Source organism: Streptomyces sp. NPDC048560, from assembly GCF_040650955.1.
Lineage (GTDB): Bacteria > Actinomycetota > Actinomycetes > Streptomycetales > Streptomycetaceae > Streptomyces.
In genome coordinates this window covers 404206-424831 of the sequence record NZ_JBEZIJ010000007.1, presented here as the reverse complement: position 1 = coordinate 424831, position 20626 = coordinate 404206, and the positions used below count along the sequence as shown (strand labels likewise).

Below are 20626 nucleotides of genomic sequence, written 5' to 3'. Positions count from 1 at the left end.
GTTCCTCGGGCCGCCCCCGGGACGCGCCCTCAGAGGGGCGCGATGTCGCGGGGGGTCATCCGGGGGGCTCTGCGGGGCGGGGTGTGGCCCGAGAGCAGGATCAGGCGGGCCGCCCGGTGGCGCTGGCCCTCGTACGGGGTGAGCAGGGCCAGCATCTCCTCGTCGTCGGCGTCCCTGTTTCCCGCCAGGGCGAAGCCGACGATGCCCGGCAGGTGGTAGTCACCGACGGAGACCGCGTCGGCGGCTCCGTTCGAGCGCTGGAGGGTTTCCGCCGACGTCCAGGGGCCGATGCCCGGGATCAGTTCCAGCCGTGCGGCGGCCTCGGGCAGAGGCATCGCCGCCGCTTCCTCCAGCCGGCGCGCCACCCGTACCGCGCGCAGGATCGTCGCCGAGCGTTTGGCGTCGACCCCCGCGCGGTGCCACTCCCAGGACGGTATCAGGGCCCAAGTCCGCGCGTCCGGCATCACGTGCAGCTGGAGTTGGGCGAAGCGGGGACCCGCCGGGCCCGGGGCCGGGGTGCCGTGGGCGCGGAGCAGGAGGCGCCAGGCGCGGTACGCCTCGTCGGTGGTGACCTTCTGTTCCAGGATCGACGGGATCAGGGATTCGAGGACCAGACCGGTGCGCAGCAGCCGCAGGCCGGGGCGGCGGTGCAGGGACAGGGCGAGGAGCCGGTGGCGCGGGCGGAAGGCCTCCGGGTCGTCCGTCCCGCCGAGCAGCTCCGGGAGCTGGTCGAGGAGCCACTGCGCGCCGGGGCCCCACGCGGACGCCTCGACGCGGCCGTCCCGGGCGGTGACGTGGAGCGTGCCGGGGCCCGCGGGCGTACGGGTGGACCGCCAGAACGACCCGTCGGGAAGCGCCCGGAACGTGGGGTCCGCCGGGCCGCGGCGCAGCGGACCGAGCACCAGCCGCAGGTCCAGCGCCCCCGGCGGCGTCCAGTGCCGGGTGACGGCCTCCGACACCACGGGCCGGGCGTCACCGACCGGCGTCTTCGCCTGGTGCGGAAGCGCCGCTCGGTGGGTGCGGGGTACGAAACGTCCTGCCACGGGTGAGGTCCTCGAAAGTCGGGGTTGCCTATCGAGGGTAAGGCCGGCCGGCCCGGAGCAGGGGGTGGAGGAGGGTGCCAGGGCCGGCCGGGCCGTGGCCTCTCACTCGTCGGACGAGAAGCGGACCGAGGCGTCCGGGAGGGTGGCGCCGCACCAGACCCGGACTCCGTCACGCAGTTCGTTGTCGGCGCCCACGCGGGCTCCGTCGCCGATGACCGCGCCCGCCAGCACCGTGCGGCTGCCGATGCGGGCGCCCTCACCGACGAGGGAGTCCGTGATCACGGCGTGGGGTTCCACGACCGCGTCGGCGAGCACCGTGGACCCGTGGATCCTGGCGCCTTCACCGATCACCGCGCGGTCGCCGATGACCGTACCGCCGGTGAGCTTGGCGTCCGGGGCCACGGACGCGGTGGGCAGGACCAGGCGGTCGCCGCAGCGGCCCGGGACCGCCGGGGACGGGGCGCGGCCGAGGACGAGGTCGGCGGAGCCGCGTACGAACGCCTGGGGGGTTCCGAGGTCCAGCCAGTAGGTGGAGTCGACCATCCCCTGGAGGTGGGCACCCGAGGCGAGGAGCCCGGGGAAGGTCTCGCGTTCCACGGAGACGGGGCGGTCGGCCGGGATGGTGTCGATGACCGACCGGCGGAATATGTAGGCCCCCGCGTTGATCTGGTCGGTGACTATCTCCTCGGCCGTCTGCGGCTTCTCCAGGAAGGCGGTGACCCTCCCCGTGGCGTCCGTCGGCACCAGGCCGAAGGCGCGCGGGTCCTCGACCCGGGTGAGGTGCAGGGAGACGTCCGCGCCTGACGTGGCGTGCGAGGTGACCAGGGCGCGGATGTCGAGGCCGGTGAGGATGTCGCCGTTGAAGATGAGCACCGGCTCGTCCGGCCCCGAAGTCAGCCGGGACGCCACGTTGCGGATGGCGCCCCCGGTGCCGAGCGGTTCCCGCTCGGTGACGTACTCGATGGAGAGGCCGAGCGAGGAACCGTCGCCGAAGTGCGGTTCGAAGACCTCCGCCAGGTACGACGTCGCGAGCACGATGTGTTCCACGCCCGCAGCCCTGGCACGGGCCAGCTGATGGGTGAGGAACGGGACGCCCGCGGCGGGCACCATCGGCTTCGGGGTGTGCACCGTGAGCGGACGCAGCCGGGTGCCCTTGCCGCCGACCAGGAGGATCGCTTCTTTTGCCTCTGTCACAGCACTGTCTCTGCTTCCTGCTGGGGCCGGGCCTCGTTTCGGCTGGCCAGTGTATGCAGACGGGGGTATCGGCCTCCGTCAGCGGCCCTGCAGGCGGGCCGAGCCGGCCCGGGCCGTCCCGAGCTTCTTGTAAAGACGCCCTCCGGGGCATTCGGTTGCGAAACCGTCCCGATGTCCTGAGATGACGTTGAGGCGGACCTTCGCTCCCTTCCTGAAGCGGTTGCCCCCGCCCGACACGAGAGTGGTCTTGCCCTTGGGGTTGGCTCCGAACAGGCCGAGCTTCCAGGCGGTGAGCTTGGAGACGGCCTTCACCGAGGCGGCGGACGGCTTGGTCGAGGTGAACGTGCCGAGGACCGCGATGCCCATGCTGTTGGTGTTGAAGCCGAGCGTGTGCGCTCCCAGCACGGCCTTGGACACGCCTCCCGCACGACCCTCGTAGATGTTTCCGCATTTGTCGATGGCGAAGTTGTAGCCGAAGTCGCGCCAGCCGCTGCTCTTGACGTGGTAGCGGTAGATGCCGCGCAGGACGGAGGGCGCCTGCGAGCAGCGGTAGTTGTTGCCGGTGGCGGAGTGGTGCACGAAGGCGGCCTTGACCCGTGTGGTGTACGCGAACTGGCGCTCGCGGAGTCCCTCGTCGGCGCCCCAGCCCTTGCGCGTGATGATGCGTGGCCGGGGGCCGATGAACGGCTTGGCGCCTGCGGCGACGCCGGCCTGCGCCTGTGACTCGGCCTTGCTCAGGGCGGGGATCACCGTGGCACCCAGGGGGGCGAGGTCGGCGTTGACGGCGGCGGCTTCGGCGGACTGCACGGTGAGCGGCGCGACTGCCGTGGGTTCGGTGACGCGGCTGGTGCCGGGGGCGCCGCCGGTGGGGGGCCGTGGCGCGGCCTCGCCCGGGTCGACGAGCTCCAGGCGCAGTCCCCCGGGCAGTGCCTGCGGGGCGGCCGTCCGGTCGTGCGGGTCGGTGGCTCCCGGCTGTACGCGGACCTCGACCCCGTCGGACTCACCGACCCAGAGCGGGGCCGTGGCGCCCCGTACCGTGCGCGACTCGCTCTCGGCGGTGCCGGGATCCGCGGCGTGTTCGGCGTTGTGCGTCTCGACGTCCTGCCAGCCGGACCAGCGGGTCGTGCCGGTGGCGCGGGTGCGGACCTGGACGGTGCCGTGGAGTTCGGTGGCCGCGTCGTCCCAGACGACGCCGACGAGCGAGAACGGGCGGACGTCCCGCTGCCGGAGTCCCTGCACCGCGGAGGCGGACGGGCCGGTGGGTGCACCGGTGGCCCGGTCGGACGCGGGGGTGAGCGGCGACAGGGGCAGGGACTGGGTCGAGCCCGGCAGTTCGGCCGGTTCGGTTGCTTCGGCGGGAGTGGCTGCTTCGGCGGGAGCGGTGGCTTCGGCGGGGGTGGCTGCTTCGGCGGGAGCGGTGGCTTCGGCGGGGGTGGCTGCTTCGGCGGGAGCCCGGTCCGGTGCGGGTACGGCCCGGATCGCGGACGTACGGATGGCGGGGGCGGCGGCTGACGGCACGGCGAGCGGGATGGTGAGTGCCGCCGCGCAGGTTACGCCGATGGAGGTTGCAAGAAGAGCACGCATACACATGATCCTTGGCATACAGGGACAACTCCGGCCACCGGGACGTACGGAGGCTTCTGACACCTCGTCTGCCGAACCGGTGTACTCGGGCGCCCCGCTCACCCTTCGCGGCCACCTCGGCCGCGTACCCTTGCGCGGATGAACCCCAGCGACCGCACCCCCGCCGACCTGCTGCGATCCGCGCTCGCCGCGGACCCGGCCCGCCCCCTGATCACTTTCTACGACGACGCCACCGGAGAGCGCGTCGAACTGTCGGTGGCCACCTTCGCCAATTGGGTGGCGAAGACCGCCAACCTGATCCAGGGCGACCTGGCGGCGGAACCGGGCGACCGGGTCGCGCTGTTGCTCCCCGCGCACTGGCAGTCCGCGGTCTGGCTGCTCGCCTGTTCGTCCGTCGGTGTCGTGGCCGACGTGCAGGGCGACCCGGCCTCGGCCGACCTCGTCGTCACCGGTCCCGACACCCTGGACCGGGCACGCGCCTGCCGCGGTGAACGGGTCGCGCTGGCCCTGCGGCCGCTGGGCGGCCGTTTCCCGCAGGCCCCCGAGGGGTTCGCGGACTACGCGGTGGAAGTGCCGAGCCAGGGAGACCGCTTCGCGCCGTACGCTCCCGTGGACCCGGACGCGCTCGCGCTGGTCGTGGACGGTGTCGAGCTGACGGGCGCCCAACTGGTCGCCCGCGCCCGTGAGGACGCCGCCGGTCTGGGGCTCGCCGCCGGATCGCGGTTGCTGTCGGGACATACCTACGGCACATGGGACGGGCTCGCCGCCGGGCTCTTCGCGCCGCTGGCCGCCGGAGCCTCCGTGGTGCTGTGCCGTCACCTCGGGCAGCTGGACGAGGAAGGGCTCGCGAAGCGCGTCGAGAGCGAGCGCGTCACCAACACCGCGGTATGACAAGCGCCCTGAGGGTCACCTGTACGGCCCATGACGGGCCGAGCCCCCGGGGCTGAGCGTCGGCCGCGGTACATGATCGGCGGTACAGACCAGTCTCCCGAGACGCACAACCAAGCGTGAGGTTCAGCCGTCTACTCCTGCGACCGGCGGCCCATCGCGCCGCCGACCGTGAAGGATGGACGCAGACGTGACGGACAGTGCTGGCACGCCGGCCGACCCGGATCAGCCGGGCCGCCAGGCCGAGGACGAGCCGCAGGCGGGGGCGCACGACGAGTCCGGGGCGCCGGCCCCGCAGGACGGACCGCGTGCGCCCGGGTCCGGAAGCGGTACCGAGCCGGAGACGGGCGAAGGCACCGGGCCCGAAGCTCACGCGGAAGCAGAGCCCGGGGCGGGTGCGGAAGAACCCGAAGCCGGGGCCGGTGCCGGTGCCGGTGCCGGTGCCGGTGCGGAAGCAGAGCCCGAAACCGTGACCGCGGCCGGTGTGGAAGCACCCGAAGCCGCCGCCGACGCGGAAGCGGAGCCCGGAACCGGGGCCGGTGCGGAGGCGGAAGCCGGGACCGGCACTGGTAAGCCCGGGGCCGGTGAGCCTGACGCCGGTGAGCCCGGGGCCGGTGACACGGCCTCATCGGCGGCGGATCCGGACAGCGAGCCCGCCGCACCGGACGAGCCCGGCTCCCCGAGCGGCGACGGGCAGACCTGGGCGGAGCGGCCCAAGGGCGCTCCGATCCCGGGGTACAGGCGCCACTGGCTCCGGTGGACGGCCCTCGCCGCCTCCTTCGTGGTCCTGGTCGCGGCCGGGGCCGGCTGGTGGCTCTACAAGAAGCTCGACGGGAACATCAAGACCGACACGAGCGCCGCCGCCGAGCTCAAGGCGTACGAGAAGGAGCGGCCCACACCGATCGCGGTGGACGCCCAGAACATCCTGCTCATCGGCTCCGACAGCAGGGCCGGCGACAACAGCAAGTACGGACGCGACGACGGCGGCAGTCAGCGCTCGGACACCACGATCCTGCTGCACCTCGCCGCCGACCGGCGCAGCGCCACCGCCGTATCGATTCCGCGCGACCTGATGGTGGACATCCCCACGTGCCACACGGCCGACAAGAAGACCACCGAGAAGCAGTTCGCGCAGTTCAACTGGGCCTTCGAGGTCGGCGGCACGGCCTGCACGATCCGCACGGTGGAACGGATGACGGGCATCCGGATCGACCACCACATGGTCGTCGACTTCAACGGCTTCAAGGACATGGTCGACGCCGTGGACGGCGTCGAGGTCTGCCTCAAGGAGCCCGTCAAGGACGACGACGCCCATCTGGAACTTCCGGCGGGGCGGCAGAAACTCGACGGCGAGGCCGCGCTCGGATACGTACGCGCCCGTAAATCCATCGGGAACGGCAGCGATACCGAACGAATGGACCGCCAGCAGAAGTTCTTGGGCGCTCTGGTGAACAAGATGCAGAGCAATGGCGTCCTGCTCAACCCCACGCGCCTCTATCCGGTCCTCGACGCGGCGACGAAGTCGCTGACCACCGACCCCGGGCTCGACTCGCTCAGGGATCTGTACGACCTGGTTCGCGGAATGCGGAACGTACCGACCGACAAGGTGCAGTTCCTGACCGTGCCCCGGCAGCCTTACCAGGCGAATCGCAACCGGGACGAACTCGTCGAGCCGGACGCCGGCCGCCTGTTCAAGCAGCTGCGCGAGGACGCGCCGGTCGCGGTGCTGCCGGCCGACGAGATCAAAGCGTCCGAATCGCCGGACATCGACCCCACCCAAAGCGAACCATCCGATGGAAAGCCGGATGATTCGGGCTCTGCCAGCCCGAGTCCCGCGCCGACCTTTTCGGGATCGAATGCTGCGGACGACCTGTGTAAGCAGTAAAGCAATTCCCAAGCCACCGGCCGCAATCGGCGAGGAATGGGAAGTATGCCCGGTTGTAAGGGGCGTGCAATGTGTCACGACCGTCGCTCAAGGGCTAAGTGGCCGGATAGTGTGACGCGATCCGGTGCACCCGACCCACAGGTCGCGCACTGCTTCAGCGAAAGACCGAGCGCCTTTTCGGGGGAGGCGCCTCGCGTGGCACCGACGGAGGACCCAAGCAACCGTGGATGCGCAAAGCCGTGGGCGGACGGACGGAACCGACCCCGCAGACCAGTGGGTACTCAACCCGCACACCGGTGATTACGAACTGCGACTGGACCACTCCGGACCGCGTCCGGCAGCCGGCGCCGACGTCGCACCGGGTCGCAGAAGCGGATCCCCCACCGGTGATCCACGCGACGGGTCCGGCAGGACCTCCGCATCACGCACGGAGTCGCGCGTACCGCGTCAGCGCGGGCGCAACGGACGCGCGCAGCGGGCCCCCGAGACCGCAGGCGCGCCCGTGGGCCGCCGTAAGCGCAAGCCTTCGAAGTCACGCAGGAAGAAGGCGCTGCTGTGGACGGGCGGGGTGATGGCCTTCGTGGTCGTCGCGGGCTCCACCGGTGCGTACGCGCTTTACCAGAAGTTCAACGGCAACCTCGACACCATCGACGTGGGTGACGCGGGCAGCAAGAGCGTCGCGTCGAGCGGTCCGCTCAACATCCTGATCATCGGCACGGACAAGCGGACGGGTAAGGGCAACGAGGGTTACGGCGACAAGGGCAGTACCGGCCACGCCGACACCAACATCCTCTTCCACGTTTCCGCGGACCGCACCAACGCGACGGCGATGAGCATCCCCCGCGACCTGATGACGGACATCCCGGACTGCGAGACGAAGAAGCCGGACGGTTCGGCGGAAGTCATCCCGGGCACGGAGAACGCCCGCTTCAACGTGAGCCTCGGCCAGGAGGGCCGTGATCCCGGCTGCACCATGCGTACGGTCAAGGAGATCACCGGGATATCGGTGGACCACTTCATGATGGTGGACTTCAACGCCGTCAAGGAGCTCTCGACCGCGGTCGGAGGCGTCAAGGTCTGCCTGGCCAAGCCGGTCAAGGACCCCGACTCCCACCTCGACCTGCCGGCCGGAGTCTCCACGGTCAAGGGCGAGCAGGCTCTTGCCTTCGTCCGCACCCGCAAGAGCTTCGGCAATCAGAGCGACCTCGACCGGATCAAGATCCAGCAGCAGTTCCTCGGCTCGATGATCCGGCAGATGAAGTCGGACGACACGCTCACCAGCGCCTCGAAGCTCTACAAGCTCGCGGACACGGCGACCAAGGCACTCACGGTCGACTCGGGCATCGGGTCGGTCAAGAAGCTGACGGACCTCGCCAAGGTGCTCGGCGAGGTCGACACCAAGAACATCACCTTCGTCACCATGCCCGTCATCGACAACCCGGCCGAGCCGGAGCCGATCACCGTGGTCGTGGCCCCGACGAAGGGCGAGCAGCTCTTCTCGATGATGCGCGACGACATATCGCTGACCGAGGTGAAGAAGAAGGAGAAGCAGCAGGAGAAGGCCGCCAAGGACAAGCAGGCGGCGCTGCTCGAAGGGCCGCGGGCCGAGGCGGCCGACGTACGCGTCGACGTCCTCAACGGCGGCGGCATCGCGGGCGCGGCGGGCGCCACCGTCACCTGGCTCCAGAACGAGCAGGGTGTACTCAAATCCACGAACAAGGCGAACGCCCCGGCGAAGATCAGCAGGACGACGCTGGAGTACGCGCCGAACCAGGCGGACCAGGCCCGCAAGCTCGCCGAGCTGATGGGGCTGCCCGCCACCGCGATGAAGCAGGGCACCACCGACGCCGAAGGGCTTCAGGCGATGGTGCTCACGCTGGGGGCAGACTTCAAGGGTGCGGGCGTGCCCGTCACCGGTCCGGCAAAGGCGCCGGACGACATACAGAGGGCGAGCGCCGACAAGGCGGAGTGCGCCAAGTGAGCTCGCGTCAGCGCGCCACACGGACAGTCTGAGCAGGGGGGCCTGGTGGGACGGAGCAGTACGCCTGGGGAGGGGACGCGACCGCGCGTCCGGCACGATCGTCAACCCGACAGGGACGACGACTCCCACCGGAGCGGGAGTGGTGAAGGCCGGGGCTCCGCGCCCGGCGGAGGCCGCAGGGGCAGAGGCGGCGATGGCGGCAGGCCCCCGGGCCCGCCGGAGAGCGGGCATCGGCGCGGCGGGCCCGCCCGTCGCTCCAGACGCTCGGCGAAGCGTGGAAAACGCAGGATATTCCGCTGGATCTCGTCCGTTCTCGCCCTGCTCATACTCGCCACCGGCGCCGCCGGTTACGTCTACTACGAGCACCTCAACAGCCAGCTCCGCAAGGGCAAGCGGAGCGCGGGCAACAGCGGGGCCCAGAAGACCGAGCCGAACGCGGCCGGCCAGACCCCGCTGAACATCCTGATGATCGGTTCGGACAGCCGTAACTCGGCGGCGAACCTCAAGCTGGGCGGCTCGAAGAAGTCCGTGGGCGCCAAGCCGCTCGCCGACGTCCAGATGCTTCTGCACGTGTCCGCGGACCGCAAGAACGCCTCGGTGGTCAGCATCCCGCGCGACACCCGGGTTGACATCCCCGCCTGCGTGGACCCGAAGAGCGGCGAGGAGTTCGCGGCCACCAACACCCTCATCAACGAGTCGCTGGGCCGCGGCGGCGCCGGCTGCACGCTCGACACCTGGGAGAAGATCACCGGCATCTACATCGACCACTGGATGATGGTCGACTTCGCCGGGGTGGTCTCCATGGCCGACGCGATCGGCGGCGCGTGGGTCTGTGTGAACGACGACGTCTACGACCTCCCCAAGCCCAGGGTGCCGGGCGGTTCCGGTCTGCGGCTGAAGGCGGGCAAGACCAAGATCCAGGGCAAGCAGGCCCTCCAGTGGCTCCGCACCCGCCACGCCTTCGAGAGCGACTTCGGGCGGGCCAAGGCCCAGCACATGTACATGAACGCGGTGATCCGCGAGCTGAAGAGCCAGAACGCCTTCACCGACACCGGCCGGCTGATGAACCTCGCGGAGACGGCCACCGAGTCGCTCCAGGTGTCCGAGGAGATCGGCACGGTCAAGAAGCTGTTCGATCTGGCCATGCAGCTCAAGAACGTGCCGCTGGACCGGCTGAACATGCTGACGATGCCGCGCATCCCGGACCCGCTGGACCCCGATGCCCGGGTGCTGCCGAAGCCCGGTGCCGCGGACAAGCTGTGGTCGCTGCTGCGCGACGACCGGCCGCTCGACAAGAAGGGCCGCGACGCGGAGGCCGAGAAGCTCAAGAAGGAGCAGGCCAAGCAGGAGGCGGCCGACGCTCCCGATCCGGCCGCCGCCGACGCCCTCGACGTGACCGTGGTCAACGGCACCGGCGCGGACGGCGTCGCGGCGACCCAGGGCCGGGCCGGCGCGATCAAGGAGCTGCTCCGGACGAAGGGCTTCACCAAGGCGGAGTCGGCGCAGGAACCCGGCTCGGCGCTGACCACCCAGGTGACGTACCCGAAGTCCGCGGGCGCGCAGGGCAAGGTGGACGCTCTCTCCCTCACCAAGGCGCTGGGGCTGCCCGCCTCCGCGGTGAAGGTGTCCTCGGAGACCGACTCCCTGACCCTGACCGTCGGTTCGGACTGGCGGACGGGCGACGCCTATCCGAAGGCGCTGGACGACGACACCGACCCGCTGGAGGGCACCGAGGCGGAGAACGCGGCGAACGAAGAGGCGTGCATGGACGTCTACTGGCCGTACCGCACGCCGTGAGGCGCTGAGACCGCGCTACGCCGCTACGCCGCTACGAGAGGAGGCCACCCGGATCACCGGGTGGCCTCCTCTTCGTACCGCTCGTGTCAGACGGTCATCTGTTCGGCCGCCGGGCGGCGCGAGGCGATGACCTTCTTCGCCAGCGCGCGCGGGCTCGTCAGGAAGCCGTAGCCCCAGGACATGTGCATGGTGGCCAGCGCCACGGGGATCTGGGCGCGCGCCTTGAGCGGCAGTCCCTTGCCCGCGGGCAGCGATCCGGCGACGATCGCCGCGAGGTATCCGGCGGGGACGACGAAGGCCCACGGCGTGACGGCCGCGCCGAGCACGAGACCCGCCGCGATGGCGCAGACGGCGGTCGGCGGGGCCAGGTAGCGCAGGTTGATCGAGCCGGGGTGGTAGCGGGCGACGACGTGACGCCAGCGGCCGTAGTCCTTGTACTGCTTCGCGAGCGCCCGCACCGAGGGGCGGGGGCGGTACTGGACCTTCAGCTCGGGCGAGAACCAGATCAGGCCGCCCGCCTCGCGGATGCGGAAGTTCAGCTCCCAGTCCTGGGCGCGGATGAACTCCACGTTGTAGCCGTCGGCCTTCTCCAGGGCCTCGCGGCGGAACACCCCGAGGAAGACGGTCTCGGCCGGTCCGGCCTCGCCGCCTGTGTGGAAGGCCGCGTTGCCCACGCCGATCTTCGAGGTCATCGCGGCGGCGACGGCGTCCTCCCAGGCGTTCTCGCCCTCGGCGTGCATGATGCCGCCGACGTTCTGCGCGCCCGTCTCCTCCAGGAGGCGGACGGCGGTCGAGATGTAGTTCGGCGAGAGCATCCCGTGGCCGTCGACCCGCACCACGACCGGGTGCCGGGACGCCTTGATCGCCGCGTTGAGCGCGGCGGGGGTGCGGCCAGTGGGGTTGGGGACGGTCTGGACCCGGGGGTCCTCCCGTACGAGCTCGGCGGCGATCTCGTCGGTGCGGTCCGTCGAGGGGCCGAGTGCGATCACGACCTCCATCTCGCCGGCGTACTCCTGCTCCAGGATGTGGCGGACCGAGTTCCGGAGGTGACGTTCCTCATTGAGCACCGGCATGATCACGGAAACGGAGGGGTACTGCGCGGCAGACATGTGGTCCTCAGGGGGTCCTCGGGGGCGCCGGGGTCAGCACCCCGGAGGGCGGCGCTATGCGGCGCAACGTTACCGCGAACGAGGGACACGGTCGCGCGCCGCCGGGTCGCAGCCCGGAATGCAGATCGTATGGGCCTACCGTGCGAAAGTCCCCCTTGCACCGCGGAGGTGTCCCCCCGTGCCCACGCCTCACCGCCCGCCCCGTCCACCGCACCCCCGCACCGCTCCCCCGCAGCACAGACGCAGAAAGCCGCAGGCGGCGGCGCCCCGGCCGGTGCCACGCTCCCGCAAGCAGGACGAGCGGCCCCGCTGGGGTATCCGGGTGGCCACGGGCGTCTCCGTGCTGGTGCTCGGCGCCGGTGGCATCGGTCACGCGGTGGTGAGCAGCCTGGAGACCGGGATCGACCGCGTCGACGCCTTCAAGGACATGAAGAACCGGCCCCAGGGCGGCCACGGACTGAATCTCCTGCTCGTCGGCACGGACGGCCGGGACAAGATCACCGCAGCGGAGAGGAAGAAGTACAGGCTCGGCGGTGCTCCCTGCCACTGCACCGACACGATCATGCTGGTGCACCTCTCGGCCGACAAAGGGCGGGCCAGCGTCGTGAGCCTGCCCCGCGACAGTTACGCGGAGATGCCCGCGCATACGGACGCGACGACCGGAAAGCACCACGAAGGCCACCCGGTGAAGCTGAACGCCGCGTACGCGGAGGGTGGGGCGAACCTCACCGTCCGGACCGTGGAGCGCATGACCGGTGTGAAGATCGACCACTATCTGGAGGCCGACTTCACCAGCTTCATGAAGACGGTCGACACCGTGGGCAAGGTGAAGATCTGCACGGCCCGGCCGATGAAGGACAAGTACACGGGTCTCGACCTCCCGGCCGGTACGCACGAGCTGAACGGCGGCCAGGCTCTTCAGTACGTCCGCTCCCGGCACATCGACGGCGCGGCCGACCTGGGGCGGATGCAGCGCCAGCAGATGTTCATGGCGGCGCTGATCAAGGAGGCCACCAGCAGCGGCGTGCTCATGAACCCCGTGAAGTTCCAGCAGGTCGTCTCGTCGATGCTGAGCTCCGTCCGCGCCGACAAGGGCTTCGGTACGAAGCAGATGCTGGCCCTCGGCAAGGCGATGCGCGGCTTCGGCCCTTCCTCGTCCGAGTTCACCTCCGTGCCGGTCGAGAACCCCTCGTTCCCGGTCAAGGGCATCGGTTCGACGGTGAAGTGGGACGCGAAGAAGTCGAAGAAGCTGTTCCAGGCCCTGCGCGATGACAAGCCGCTCGCGCCGGCCGGGCCGAAGCAGCCCAAGGCGACGCTCGTCGACATCTCGCCGCAGCAGATCCGGGTGCAGGTCTACAACGGCACCCCGAAGGACGGGCTCGGCAAGGACGTCGACGCGGCGCTGCGCGGTACGGGCTTCAACACCACGCGCGCTCCCCTCAACGGTGACCTGCGCGATCTGAAGCGGACCCTGGTGACCTACGACCCCCGCTGGGACCGGTCAGCCAAGTCCCTGGCCACCGCGTTGCCGGGTTCCGAGCTGAAGGCGGTGAAGGGCCAGGGCGCGACGCTGAGGGTGACCGCCGGGGCCGACTACCGCTCGGTGAAGCGCGTGAAGGCGGAGAGCCCGCAGCAGGGCGAGTTCGGGGCCCGGACGGGCGACGAGGTGGTCTGCCCCTGAGCCGGCGGGACGGCGCTCCGCCGTCGACGCCAGCCGGCGACGACGCAGCTCAGTCCTCGATGCCTTCGGCCGCTCGCCTCTCGCGCAGCTCCTTGATCGCGCGACGCCTGGCCAGCCGGTGTGTACGGCGGATCTGGGCCTCCTGGTAGCGCCGCTTGTCCTGCTCGGTCTCGGGGATCACCGGCGGGACGGTCCGCGGCTTGCCGTCGGCGTCGACGGCAGCGAAGACGAGATAGGCGCTGCCGACCTGCTGGGCGGGGGTCGACTCGTTCCACCGCTCGGCCATGACCCGGACGCCGACCTCCATCGAGGAGCGGCCGGTCCAGTTGACCTGGGCGCGGACGTGAACAAGGTCACCGACCCTGACCGGCTCCAGGAAGACCATCTCGTCCATCGAGGCGGTCACGGCGGGCCCGCCGGAGTGCCGGCCTGCCACGGCACCCGCCGCGTCATCGACCAGTTTCATGATCACGCCGCCGTGCACGGTACCGAGGAGATTCGTGTCGTTGCCGGTCATGATGTGGCTGAGAGTCGTCCGTGCAGCCGCGGTCGGCTTGCCCGGAATCTCGTCCGCCGGGCGCTGGGCCTGATCTGTCATGCCCTCCACCTTATGCGCGGGCTTGGGTACCGCAGAATGCATCAGCTTCGCAACAGCCCTGGACCGATTTCGCTCACCCCCTGTAAGAGCCGTGGGCCCGACCTGCACACTGGTGCGCATGAATGATTGGCCCGAAGGACGGACCGGCGACCGCTACGGCCGGGGAAGCTCAAGCCCCCAGCCGGAGGGCGCGCGCGCCATGCCGCACATCCAGCGGCGTCCCGCGCCGCCGCAGGTGCCCCCGGTCCCCCCGCAGGGCCAGGGCTACGACGACCGCTACCCGAACAGCCCCGGCTACGACAGCGGCTACAACACGGGTCAGGTCTACGGCGGCGGAAGCGGCGGCGGACAGGGCGGCGGGGGTGACGGCCGGAACTACGGCGACAGCGGTTACGTCCAGGGCCGTCCGGCTCCCGACTGGCGCCGCCGGATCAAGATCGGCTCGCTGACCCTGGTGGTCGTGGTGCTCGCGGTCTCGGTCTCCACGTACTTCTGGGCGGACTCGAAGCTCAAGCGCGAGGTGGACCTCTCGAAGGTCATCGAGCGGCCGTCCGAGGGCGACGGCACGAACTACCTGATCGTCGGTTCCGACAGCCGTGAGGGCATGACGGCCGAGGACAAGAAGAAGCTCCACACCGGTTCCGCGGAGGGCAAGCGGACCGACTCGATGATGATCCTGCACGACGGCTCCAACGGCCCGACGCTGGTCTCGCTGCCGCGTGACTCGAACGTCGAAATACCGTCGTTCGTCGGATCCGAGTCCGGCAAGTCGTACAAGGGCACCGGCCGTACGGTGAAGCTGAACGCCGCGTACGCGGAGGACGGCCCCGAACTGCTCGTGCGAACCGTCGAGTTCAACACCGGCCTGCACATCGACCACTACGTCGAGATCGGCTTCGGCGGCTTCGCTCAGATCGTGGACGCGATCGGCGGCGTGGAGCTCGACATCCCGAAGGCGTTCAAGGACAAGAAGTCGGGCGCCGACTTCCAGGCCGGGAAGCAGACGCTGAACGGCGAGCAGTCCCTCGCCTTCGTCCGGACCCGGTACGCCTTCGCGGGCAGTGACCTGGACCGTACGAAGAACCAGCAGAAGTTCCTCGCGGCGCTGGCGAGCCAGACGGCGACGCCGTCCACGATCCTCAACCCGTTCAAGCTGTACCCGACGATGGGCGCCGGCCTGGACACGCTGATCGTGGACAAGGACATGTCGCTCTGGTCCCTGAGCCAGATGTTCTTCGCCATGAAGGGCGTCACGGGCGGCGACGGCACGTCGATGAACATCCCGATCTCGGGCAGCGTCAACGGCAACCTCGTCTGGGACAAGGAGAAGGTCAAGCAGCTGGTGCAGCAGCTCAACGACGACGAGAAGGTCACCGTCAAGGGCGACTGACCACCCGCGACAGCGAAGGGCCCGGACGGTCTTCCGTCCGGGCCCTTCACGCTTCCCCGCTCCTCAGTACGCGTTCAGTCGGCGACGGTCAGCTTGCAGCTGCCGCCCTCGCAGGTGCGCCGCAGGCGGCCCCGCGAGACGGTCTGCACCAGGCCGATCGCCCAGCACATCGGGCAGCCGCGCAAGGCCAGCGCGCCGACCGGCAGGAGCAGCAGGCTGACGGGGCCGGCGGCCGGCAGGAGCGCGACCGAGCCGATCAGGCCGCCGAAGCCGATCAGCCCCCGGACCAGATGGCGGGGCAGGGACGCACTCGCGAAGTCAGGCCCGTCGGCTTCGGCTCTCGTCATGGACACCTCCCGGCGCAGATTCGGATGGTGCACCGAGGGACCGCTGCACCGAGGCGCGGGCCCGGTGCAGGCGCGATTTCATCGCGGCGGTACTGAGGCCGAGCGCATCGGCGGCCATGCGTCCGCTGTAGCCCTGGATGTCCCGCATGATCAGCACGCGGCGCTGGTCGTCCGGCAGAGCGGCGACGGCCGCCGCCACCCTGCCCGCCTCGATGCGCTGGAGCACCACGTCCTCGGCCGAGCTCACGGCGGTGTCCGGCAGGGGTGCGTGGGCCCGCGTCGTCCGGGCGCGCCGCAGGCACTCGTTGCGGACGATGCGGAACATCCACGAAGCCAGCGCACCGGACGCCCGCAGCATCCCGATCTTGCGGTACAGGATGATCAGGGCCTCCTGCGCCGCGTCCTCGGCGTCCTCGGGAGTCGCGCAGAGCGAGCGCGCGAACCGCCGCACGTTCGGATGCGACCCCGACACCAGCGCGGTGATCGAGTCGAGGTCACCGCCCTGGGCGGCGACGATCAGCTGTTCACCGGGCCAGGACGGGTCAGCCACGGGCTTGCTTCCGCTTGCGCATGACGACGTAGCCGCACGTGCAGAGGAGCACGGCCGCGGCGGCGATGGCGATTCCTACGAGCATGAAGACCTCCTGATCCCGTCCCGACGTCTGTCGGCACATGTATAGGAGGCACGGGCCCGCGGAAAGGATTCGGTCCGCGCCCGGCCGGTCTCCCGGAAGCCGTAACGCTTCGCGCGCTCAGACGGCGCCTCCGGCCGGGCCCGGCGGCTCCGCTTCGCCCAGGTCCTCGTGGAGCGCCCCCAGGATCCGTCCCGTGGGCTCGCCCTGCGGCGACAGTTCGGCCAGGCGCCACCGGGGCAGTTGTACCTCGACCTCGGGCGGGAGGTCGCCGTCGGCGGGATCGGCCAGTCCGTAGAGCAGGCCGAACGCGGTCTCCCTGGCCACCTCTCGTGCGATCTCCCCCAGCTCACCGGGCGTCAGCCCGAGTCCCAGCGCCCGCTCGACCACCGCACCCGCCGGGCCTTGCGAGCGGTAGGCCTCCACCCAGTGGGGCGCCGCCGTGCTCCATGCGTCGATGTCCTGCCAGACCATGCGCAGGAACCGGTAGCGGGCCAGCTGAGGGATGTTCTCCTCCGCCTCGGATTCGGCCCAGCCCTGAGCGTCTTCGGCACCCAGCGCCTCGAACAGGCCGGTGAGCTTGTCGATGTCGGTCATGGACAGGGAAGGTACGCCAAGCGGGCGCCGACCGGCCGGTCCGAACCTGCCTGTCCCGTTGGTAACTTGGGCAGCTTCTGTCCGTCTTCGCTCTTCGGGGGAACCATGAGCCAGCCACAGCCGCCGCCGTACAACCCGTACAACCAGCCGCCCGCCATGCCCCAGGCGCCGCCCGGATACGGCGCACCGCAGCAGCCGTACGCCGGGCAGCCGCCCATGCAGTCCTGGCAGCAGCCGCCGACGGGCCCGGGCCTGCCGTACCCTCCGCAGCCGATGCCGTTCGCGCCGCAGGAGAACCGCGGCCATCCGGTCGGCGCGTTCTTCCTCGCGTTCGTCGCCTCGGTCGTCGTCTCGCTGGTCTACAGCGTCATCGTCCTGGCCACGTACGAGGACCAGACGAAGGACACGGCGCTGACCGTGTACATGGCCCACGCCCTCCTCAACGGAGCGATCGTGGGAAGCCTGATCGGGCTGGTGGCGCGCCGCAGCGGTGGTGCGTGGATCAGCGGCGCGATCATCGCCCCGCTCGGCGTCTTCTTCGGTCACACCAACGCGGTACCGATGATCATCGCGGACGTCAACGGGATGGCGGCCATCGGCGACATGATGGAGGCCGACCCGTTCATCCCGGCCAAGGCCTGGTGGGGCAGCCAGGGGGACACCGAATGGATCTCCCTGCTCGGCCTCGTGATCGCGGCGGCGATGGCCTGGCTGCTGGCCTTCGCCACGGGCCGGCGCCGCTGACCCGACGCAAGGGTCCGGACGGCGTACGTCCGGACCCCGGCGGGCCGGCGGGCGTCCGCCCGGGATCAGTTACCGGAGGCGTACGGGACGAAGCCCGCCCACGCGCCTGGGCCGAAGGCGAGCCGGGGGCCTTGTGCGTTCTTGGAGTCGCGGACGTGGACCGTGCCGGGGGCTGACGCCACCTCGACGCATTCGCTGCCGTTACTGCTGTCGCTGTAGCTGCTCTTGAACCACTCAAGAGCGAAGGCTTCCCCGGCAGAGGTATTGCGGATCATGTCTCTCCCAGCACTTGCTCGATAAAGGCCAGCGACTCCCGTGGGCTGAGAGCCTGGGCCCGGATGATGCCATACCGCAGTTCCAGGATCCGGATCTGCTTCGGGTCGGAGACCGGGCGTGCGGCGAACGCACCGTCGGAGCGCCCCACAGCCGAACCGTCGCCGAACTTCAGCAGCTGAATGTCCCCGTCCACCCCTGCATGGTCCTCACGGTCAGTCGGCATCACCTGGATCTCGACGTTCCGCAACTTCCCTACCTCCAGGAGACGTTCCAGCTGTCCACGCAGCACCATTCTCCCTCCGATGGGGCGCCGTAGCATTACTTCTTCCTGGACGAAGCTCAATGCCGGAGCGTGCGAGCGTTCCAAAATGGACTGACGGGCCATGCGAGCGGCCAACGCCAACTCGACCTCATCCTGCGTGTAAGCGGGCCGCCGCATTTCGAACAGCGCTTGCGCGTACTCCTTCGTCTGCAACAACCCGTGCGGGGTCCGGCTGCCGTACGCCTCCAGCTCCACCGCCTTGGCCTCCAGCTTCGCCAGGTCGCGGACCTTCTTCGGGTAACGGACCTCCGCGATGTCCTTCTTCATCGCGGACAGCTTTCCCCCCGCGCCCAGGACCTCGTCCGCCCTGTCCAGGAACTCCGGGCGAGGGATGCGCCGGCCGCCCTCCACCTTGTAGACCAGGTCCTCGCCGTAGCCGATGGCCGCCCCGAACTCGCCCGCCCGCAGGCCCGCCGCCTCGCGCCAGGCCTTGATCTGACGGCCGACCGCCGCGACCACCGCCACCCCCGACTCGTCGTCGGGGTCGACGTCCCAACCGGGCTCTTCCGCCTCGCTGTTGCCGTGCTCCGCACCGTCGCCGTCCACGTTCATGCGTGCCCCACTTCCGACCCACGTGCCGTACGTTCTCAACCGCCTCTGTTCCCCGCACGTCACTCCGGACAGCCGGGACAGCGCTGGACAAGCCCGGGACAGTTACCGTACGCAACCACCCCGTCACTGTTCACGGTACGCAGGCGCGGCCACGCTGAGTGACGTGAATCCTGAAATCGCGCTTTCTCAACGACCCCTCGCCACACGGGCGTTCACCGTCCTGCTGTCCCCCACCCGCCGGGGCGCCCGCCTCGCCCGGCTGCTCACCGTGGCGCATCTCGACCTCTGGGGGCTGCCCACCGGGTCGGCCGCCCACATCGTCGCCGAGCTGGCCACGAACGCCACGGTGCACGGGCGCGTGCCGGGGCGGGACTTCCGTCTGGAACTCACCGTCCGGAACGACTCGTTGCTGCGGATCGAGGTCTCCGACACGCGGGGTGAGTGCGTGCCGCCCGGCCCCGGCGCCGTCAAGCCGCCCGCCGATGACGCGGAGACCGGGCGCGGGCTGCTCATCGTCGACGCCCTCGCCGACCACTGGGGCGTCACTCCGGGACCCGTGCCCCGCAAGACGGTCTGGGCGGAGATCTCCTTCGTACGGTGACCGCTCCACCGGGTCGCGGGAATCCACGACCCGGTGAGCCGCGACCCGGCGATCCGCGACCCGGCGATCCGCGACATAGAAGACTTAAAGAACCAGGGAAATGACCCAACCAAACCCACCCCTCGTCCCCCGGTGGGCCAGTCACCCACACGGGTGAGGTTTGCCAACTCAGCTGGATTTGGGACGGGTTGGTGGGCATATGCTCACGCTCGCAACCGCAAACATGCGTCGGCCCCCGACCGGGACTCACAATCCCGATCGAGGGCCTGACCAACGAGGAAGAAGCACCTTCCTGATGGCTACCCAGCAGATTAACGCGCTCCCGCCCGCCCTGGCGGAGGTTCCCGGGCCCTCCGGCCCGTCCGGCGTGATCCACGTCGTGATCCCGCACACCCGGCTGTTCACGATCGTCGGCAACCACCTGGCCCAGCACGGCGACCTGTCGCTCGTCGCCATCGGGCTGTCCGTGCACATCCAGTCGCTCCCGAGCGGGGCCCGGATCGGCATCAAGATCCTCGCCGCCCGCTTCCCGGAGAGCGAGACCCGGATCGCGTCCGCCCTGCGGGAGCTGGAGAAGCACGGCTACCTGCAACGCACCCGTAGCCGCCTGGCGAGCGGCCGCATCGTCACCCGTACGGTGTCCTACAACCAGCCCGGTGCCCGGGAACAGGCACCGGTGCAGCGGGCGACTGCGGCGGTACGGGCGGCCGTGGCCGCCTTGGCACCTGCGGTGGCACCTCCGCCACCCGCACCCGCTCCCGCTCCCCCACCGCCGCCACCGCCGACGTCCGCAGCCGTACACACACCGACTCCCGTACACGCCCCGGCCTCCGTACACACCCCGGCTCCCGTCCTCGTACCGGCTCCCACCGCGCCGAAGCCCCCGCCGCCCCCGCTCCCCCGGCCGAGCGCGCTCACCCCGCAGCTGCGGAGCGCCGCCGCCGCGCTGCTCGCCGACCTCCGGCGCGAGGCTCCCCAACTGGTCCTGTCGGCAGGCGACATCGAGCTGCTGGCCGTGGCGACGTGGCTGGAGCGCGATGCCCACCCGGACGCGGTCCGACGCACCCTCACCGCCGATCTGCCGGTCCCGCTGAAGCACCCGGCGAAGCTCCTGAAGCACCGCCTCACGGCCCTGCTGCCGCCCCCGCTCCCCGGCGCGTCCGTCCTCACCCCGGTGCGCCGCACCGTCCCCCTCCAGAACTGCGAGGGCTGCGACCGCGCCTTCCGCTCCACGGAAGCCGGACACTGCCGCGACTGCCGGGGCGACCTTCGGGAAGCCGCCTGAGGCCGTGTTTTGGAAGTTACTGGTGTGCTGGGTGGGCTGTCGGGAACAGTCGCGGGCGGCCATCCAGATCGTGAGGGTGCGGGCTTGCGGTTGCCGCTGCGGCAGCTTCTACCGTCCTTA

The 20626-nt window shown here is 70.5% G+C and carries 19 protein-coding genes; 9 read left to right on the top strand and 10 right to left on the bottom strand.

What is annotated here, in order from left to right:
* Nucleotides 1-29 precede the first annotated feature (29 nt).
* From AB0C82_RS21140 to AB0C82_RS21130, 3 genes are all read right to left on the bottom strand, one after another.
* Nucleotides 30-1043: a DNA-3-methyladenine glycosylase 2 family protein gene (locus AB0C82_RS21140; RefSeq protein WP_362844140.1), complete on the bottom strand. Its 1014-nt coding sequence runs from the start codon at nucleotides 1041-1043 to the stop codon at nucleotides 30-32.
* Nucleotides 1044-1145: 102 nt separating this feature from the next.
* Nucleotides 1146-2237, bottom strand: a complete 1092-nt coding sequence (locus tag AB0C82_RS21135; RefSeq protein ID WP_362844138.1) for an NDP-sugar synthase — start codon at nucleotides 2235-2237, stop codon at nucleotides 1146-1148.
* Between the two features lie 78 nt (nucleotides 2238-2315).
* Nucleotides 2316-3821 (bottom strand): N-acetylmuramoyl-L-alanine amidase, encoded by a 1506-nt coding sequence (locus tag AB0C82_RS21130; protein WP_362844135.1) that lies wholly within the window; start codon nucleotides 3819-3821, stop codon nucleotides 2316-2318.
* Between the two features lie 138 nt (nucleotides 3822-3959).
* On the opposite strand from AB0C82_RS21130, the gene AB0C82_RS21125 reads away from it, so the two are divergent.
* The 4 genes from AB0C82_RS21125 to AB0C82_RS21110 all read left to right on the top strand — a co-directional run bounded on the left by AB0C82_RS21125 (nucleotide 3960) and on the right by AB0C82_RS21110 (nucleotide 10372).
* Nucleotides 3960-4712, top strand: coding sequence for a TIGR03089 family protein (locus AB0C82_RS21125; protein WP_362844132.1), 753 nt, complete (start codon nucleotides 3960-3962; stop codon nucleotides 4710-4712).
* 175 nt (nucleotides 4713-4887) lie between these two features.
* The gene (locus AB0C82_RS21120; protein WP_362844129.1) at nucleotides 4888-6594 is read left to right on the top strand and encodes an LCP family protein; all 1707 of its coding nucleotides are present in this window, start codon (nucleotides 4888-4890) and stop codon (nucleotides 6592-6594) included.
* 223 nt (nucleotides 6595-6817) lie between these two features.
* On the top strand, nucleotides 6818-8575 hold the full coding sequence (locus AB0C82_RS21115) for an LCP family protein (RefSeq protein WP_362844126.1): 1758 nt from the start codon (nucleotides 6818-6820) through the stop codon (nucleotides 8573-8575).
* A gap of 45 nt (nucleotides 8576-8620) precedes the next feature.
* A complete protein-coding gene (locus AB0C82_RS21110) occupies nucleotides 8621-10372 on the top strand; it encodes an LCP family protein (protein WP_362844124.1) in 1752 nt (583 codons plus the stop codon).
* Nucleotides 10373-10458: 86 nt separating this feature from the next.
* Here the strand turns inward: AB0C82_RS21110 and AB0C82_RS21105 are convergent, their stop codons facing one another.
* The gene (locus AB0C82_RS21105; protein ID WP_362844122.1) at nucleotides 10459-11481 is read right to left on the bottom strand and encodes a glycosyltransferase family 2 protein; all 1023 of its coding nucleotides are present in this window, start codon (nucleotides 11479-11481) and stop codon (nucleotides 10459-10461) included.
* A gap of 316 nt (nucleotides 11482-11797) precedes the next feature.
* Between AB0C82_RS21105 and AB0C82_RS21100 the strand changes: the two genes are divergently transcribed.
* The gene (locus AB0C82_RS21100) at nucleotides 11798-13162 is read left to right on the top strand and encodes an LCP family protein (protein WP_362844251.1); all 1365 of its coding nucleotides are present in this window, start codon (nucleotides 11798-11800) and stop codon (nucleotides 13160-13162) included.
* A 49-nt stretch (nucleotides 13163-13211) separates the two neighbouring features.
* Here AB0C82_RS21100 and AB0C82_RS21095 read toward each other — a convergent pair whose 3' ends face one another.
* Nucleotides 13212-13760: an acyl-CoA thioesterase gene (locus tag AB0C82_RS21095; protein WP_362844119.1), complete on the bottom strand. Its 549-nt coding sequence runs from the start codon at nucleotides 13758-13760 to the stop codon at nucleotides 13212-13214.
* Nucleotides 13761-13878: 118 nt separating this feature from the next.
* On the opposite strand from AB0C82_RS21095, the gene AB0C82_RS21090 reads away from it, so the two are divergent.
* Nucleotides 13879-15150, top strand: coding sequence for an LCP family protein (locus tag AB0C82_RS21090; RefSeq protein ID WP_362844116.1), 1272 nt, complete (start codon nucleotides 13879-13881; stop codon nucleotides 15148-15150).
* 74 nt (nucleotides 15151-15224) lie between these two features.
* Here AB0C82_RS21090 and AB0C82_RS21085 read toward each other — a convergent pair whose 3' ends face one another.
* The 3 genes from AB0C82_RS21085 to AB0C82_RS21075 form a co-directional block, all read right to left on the bottom strand.
* Nucleotides 15225-15497, bottom strand: coding sequence for a hypothetical protein (locus AB0C82_RS21085; RefSeq protein WP_362844113.1), 273 nt, complete (start codon nucleotides 15495-15497; stop codon nucleotides 15225-15227).
* The gene (locus AB0C82_RS21080) at nucleotides 15469-16047 is read right to left on the bottom strand and encodes an RNA polymerase sigma factor (protein WP_362844111.1); all 579 of its coding nucleotides are present in this window, start codon (nucleotides 16045-16047) and stop codon (nucleotides 15469-15471) included. Before AB0C82_RS21080 ends, AB0C82_RS21085 begins: the two co-directional genes overlap by 29 nt.
* Before the next feature lie 202 nt (nucleotides 16048-16249).
* Entirely contained in the window at nucleotides 16250-16726 is a 477-nt protein-coding gene (locus AB0C82_RS21075) for a hypothetical protein (RefSeq protein ID WP_362844109.1), read from the bottom strand.
* 105 nt (nucleotides 16727-16831) lie between these two features.
* Between AB0C82_RS21075 and AB0C82_RS21070 the strand changes: the two genes are divergently transcribed.
* Nucleotides 16832-17470: a hypothetical protein gene (locus AB0C82_RS21070; protein ID WP_362844106.1), complete on the top strand. Its 639-nt coding sequence runs from the start codon at nucleotides 16832-16834 to the stop codon at nucleotides 17468-17470.
* A gap of 65 nt (nucleotides 17471-17535) precedes the next feature.
* Here AB0C82_RS21070 and AB0C82_RS21065 read toward each other — a convergent pair whose 3' ends face one another.
* Nucleotides 17536-17745: a DUF397 domain-containing protein gene (locus tag AB0C82_RS21065; RefSeq protein ID WP_362844103.1), complete on the bottom strand. Its 210-nt coding sequence runs from the start codon at nucleotides 17743-17745 to the stop codon at nucleotides 17536-17538.
* A complete protein-coding gene (locus tag AB0C82_RS21060; protein WP_362844100.1) occupies nucleotides 17742-18620 on the bottom strand; it encodes a helix-turn-helix transcriptional regulator in 879 nt (292 codons plus the stop codon). Before AB0C82_RS21060 ends, AB0C82_RS21065 begins: the two co-directional genes overlap by 4 nt.
* 163 nt (nucleotides 18621-18783) lie before the next feature.
* Here AB0C82_RS21060 and AB0C82_RS21055 point away from each other — a divergent pair, with 163 nt between their 5' ends.
* Together AB0C82_RS21055 and AB0C82_RS21050 are read left to right on the top strand one after the other, a co-directional pair.
* Nucleotides 18784-19221, top strand: coding sequence for an ATP-binding protein (locus AB0C82_RS21055; protein WP_362844098.1), 438 nt, complete (start codon nucleotides 18784-18786; stop codon nucleotides 19219-19221).
* Between the two features lie 295 nt (nucleotides 19222-19516).
* On the top strand, nucleotides 19517-20506 hold the full coding sequence (locus AB0C82_RS21050) for a hypothetical protein (protein WP_362844095.1): 990 nt from the start codon (nucleotides 19517-19519) through the stop codon (nucleotides 20504-20506).
* Nucleotides 20507-20626: the final 120 nt, after the last annotated feature.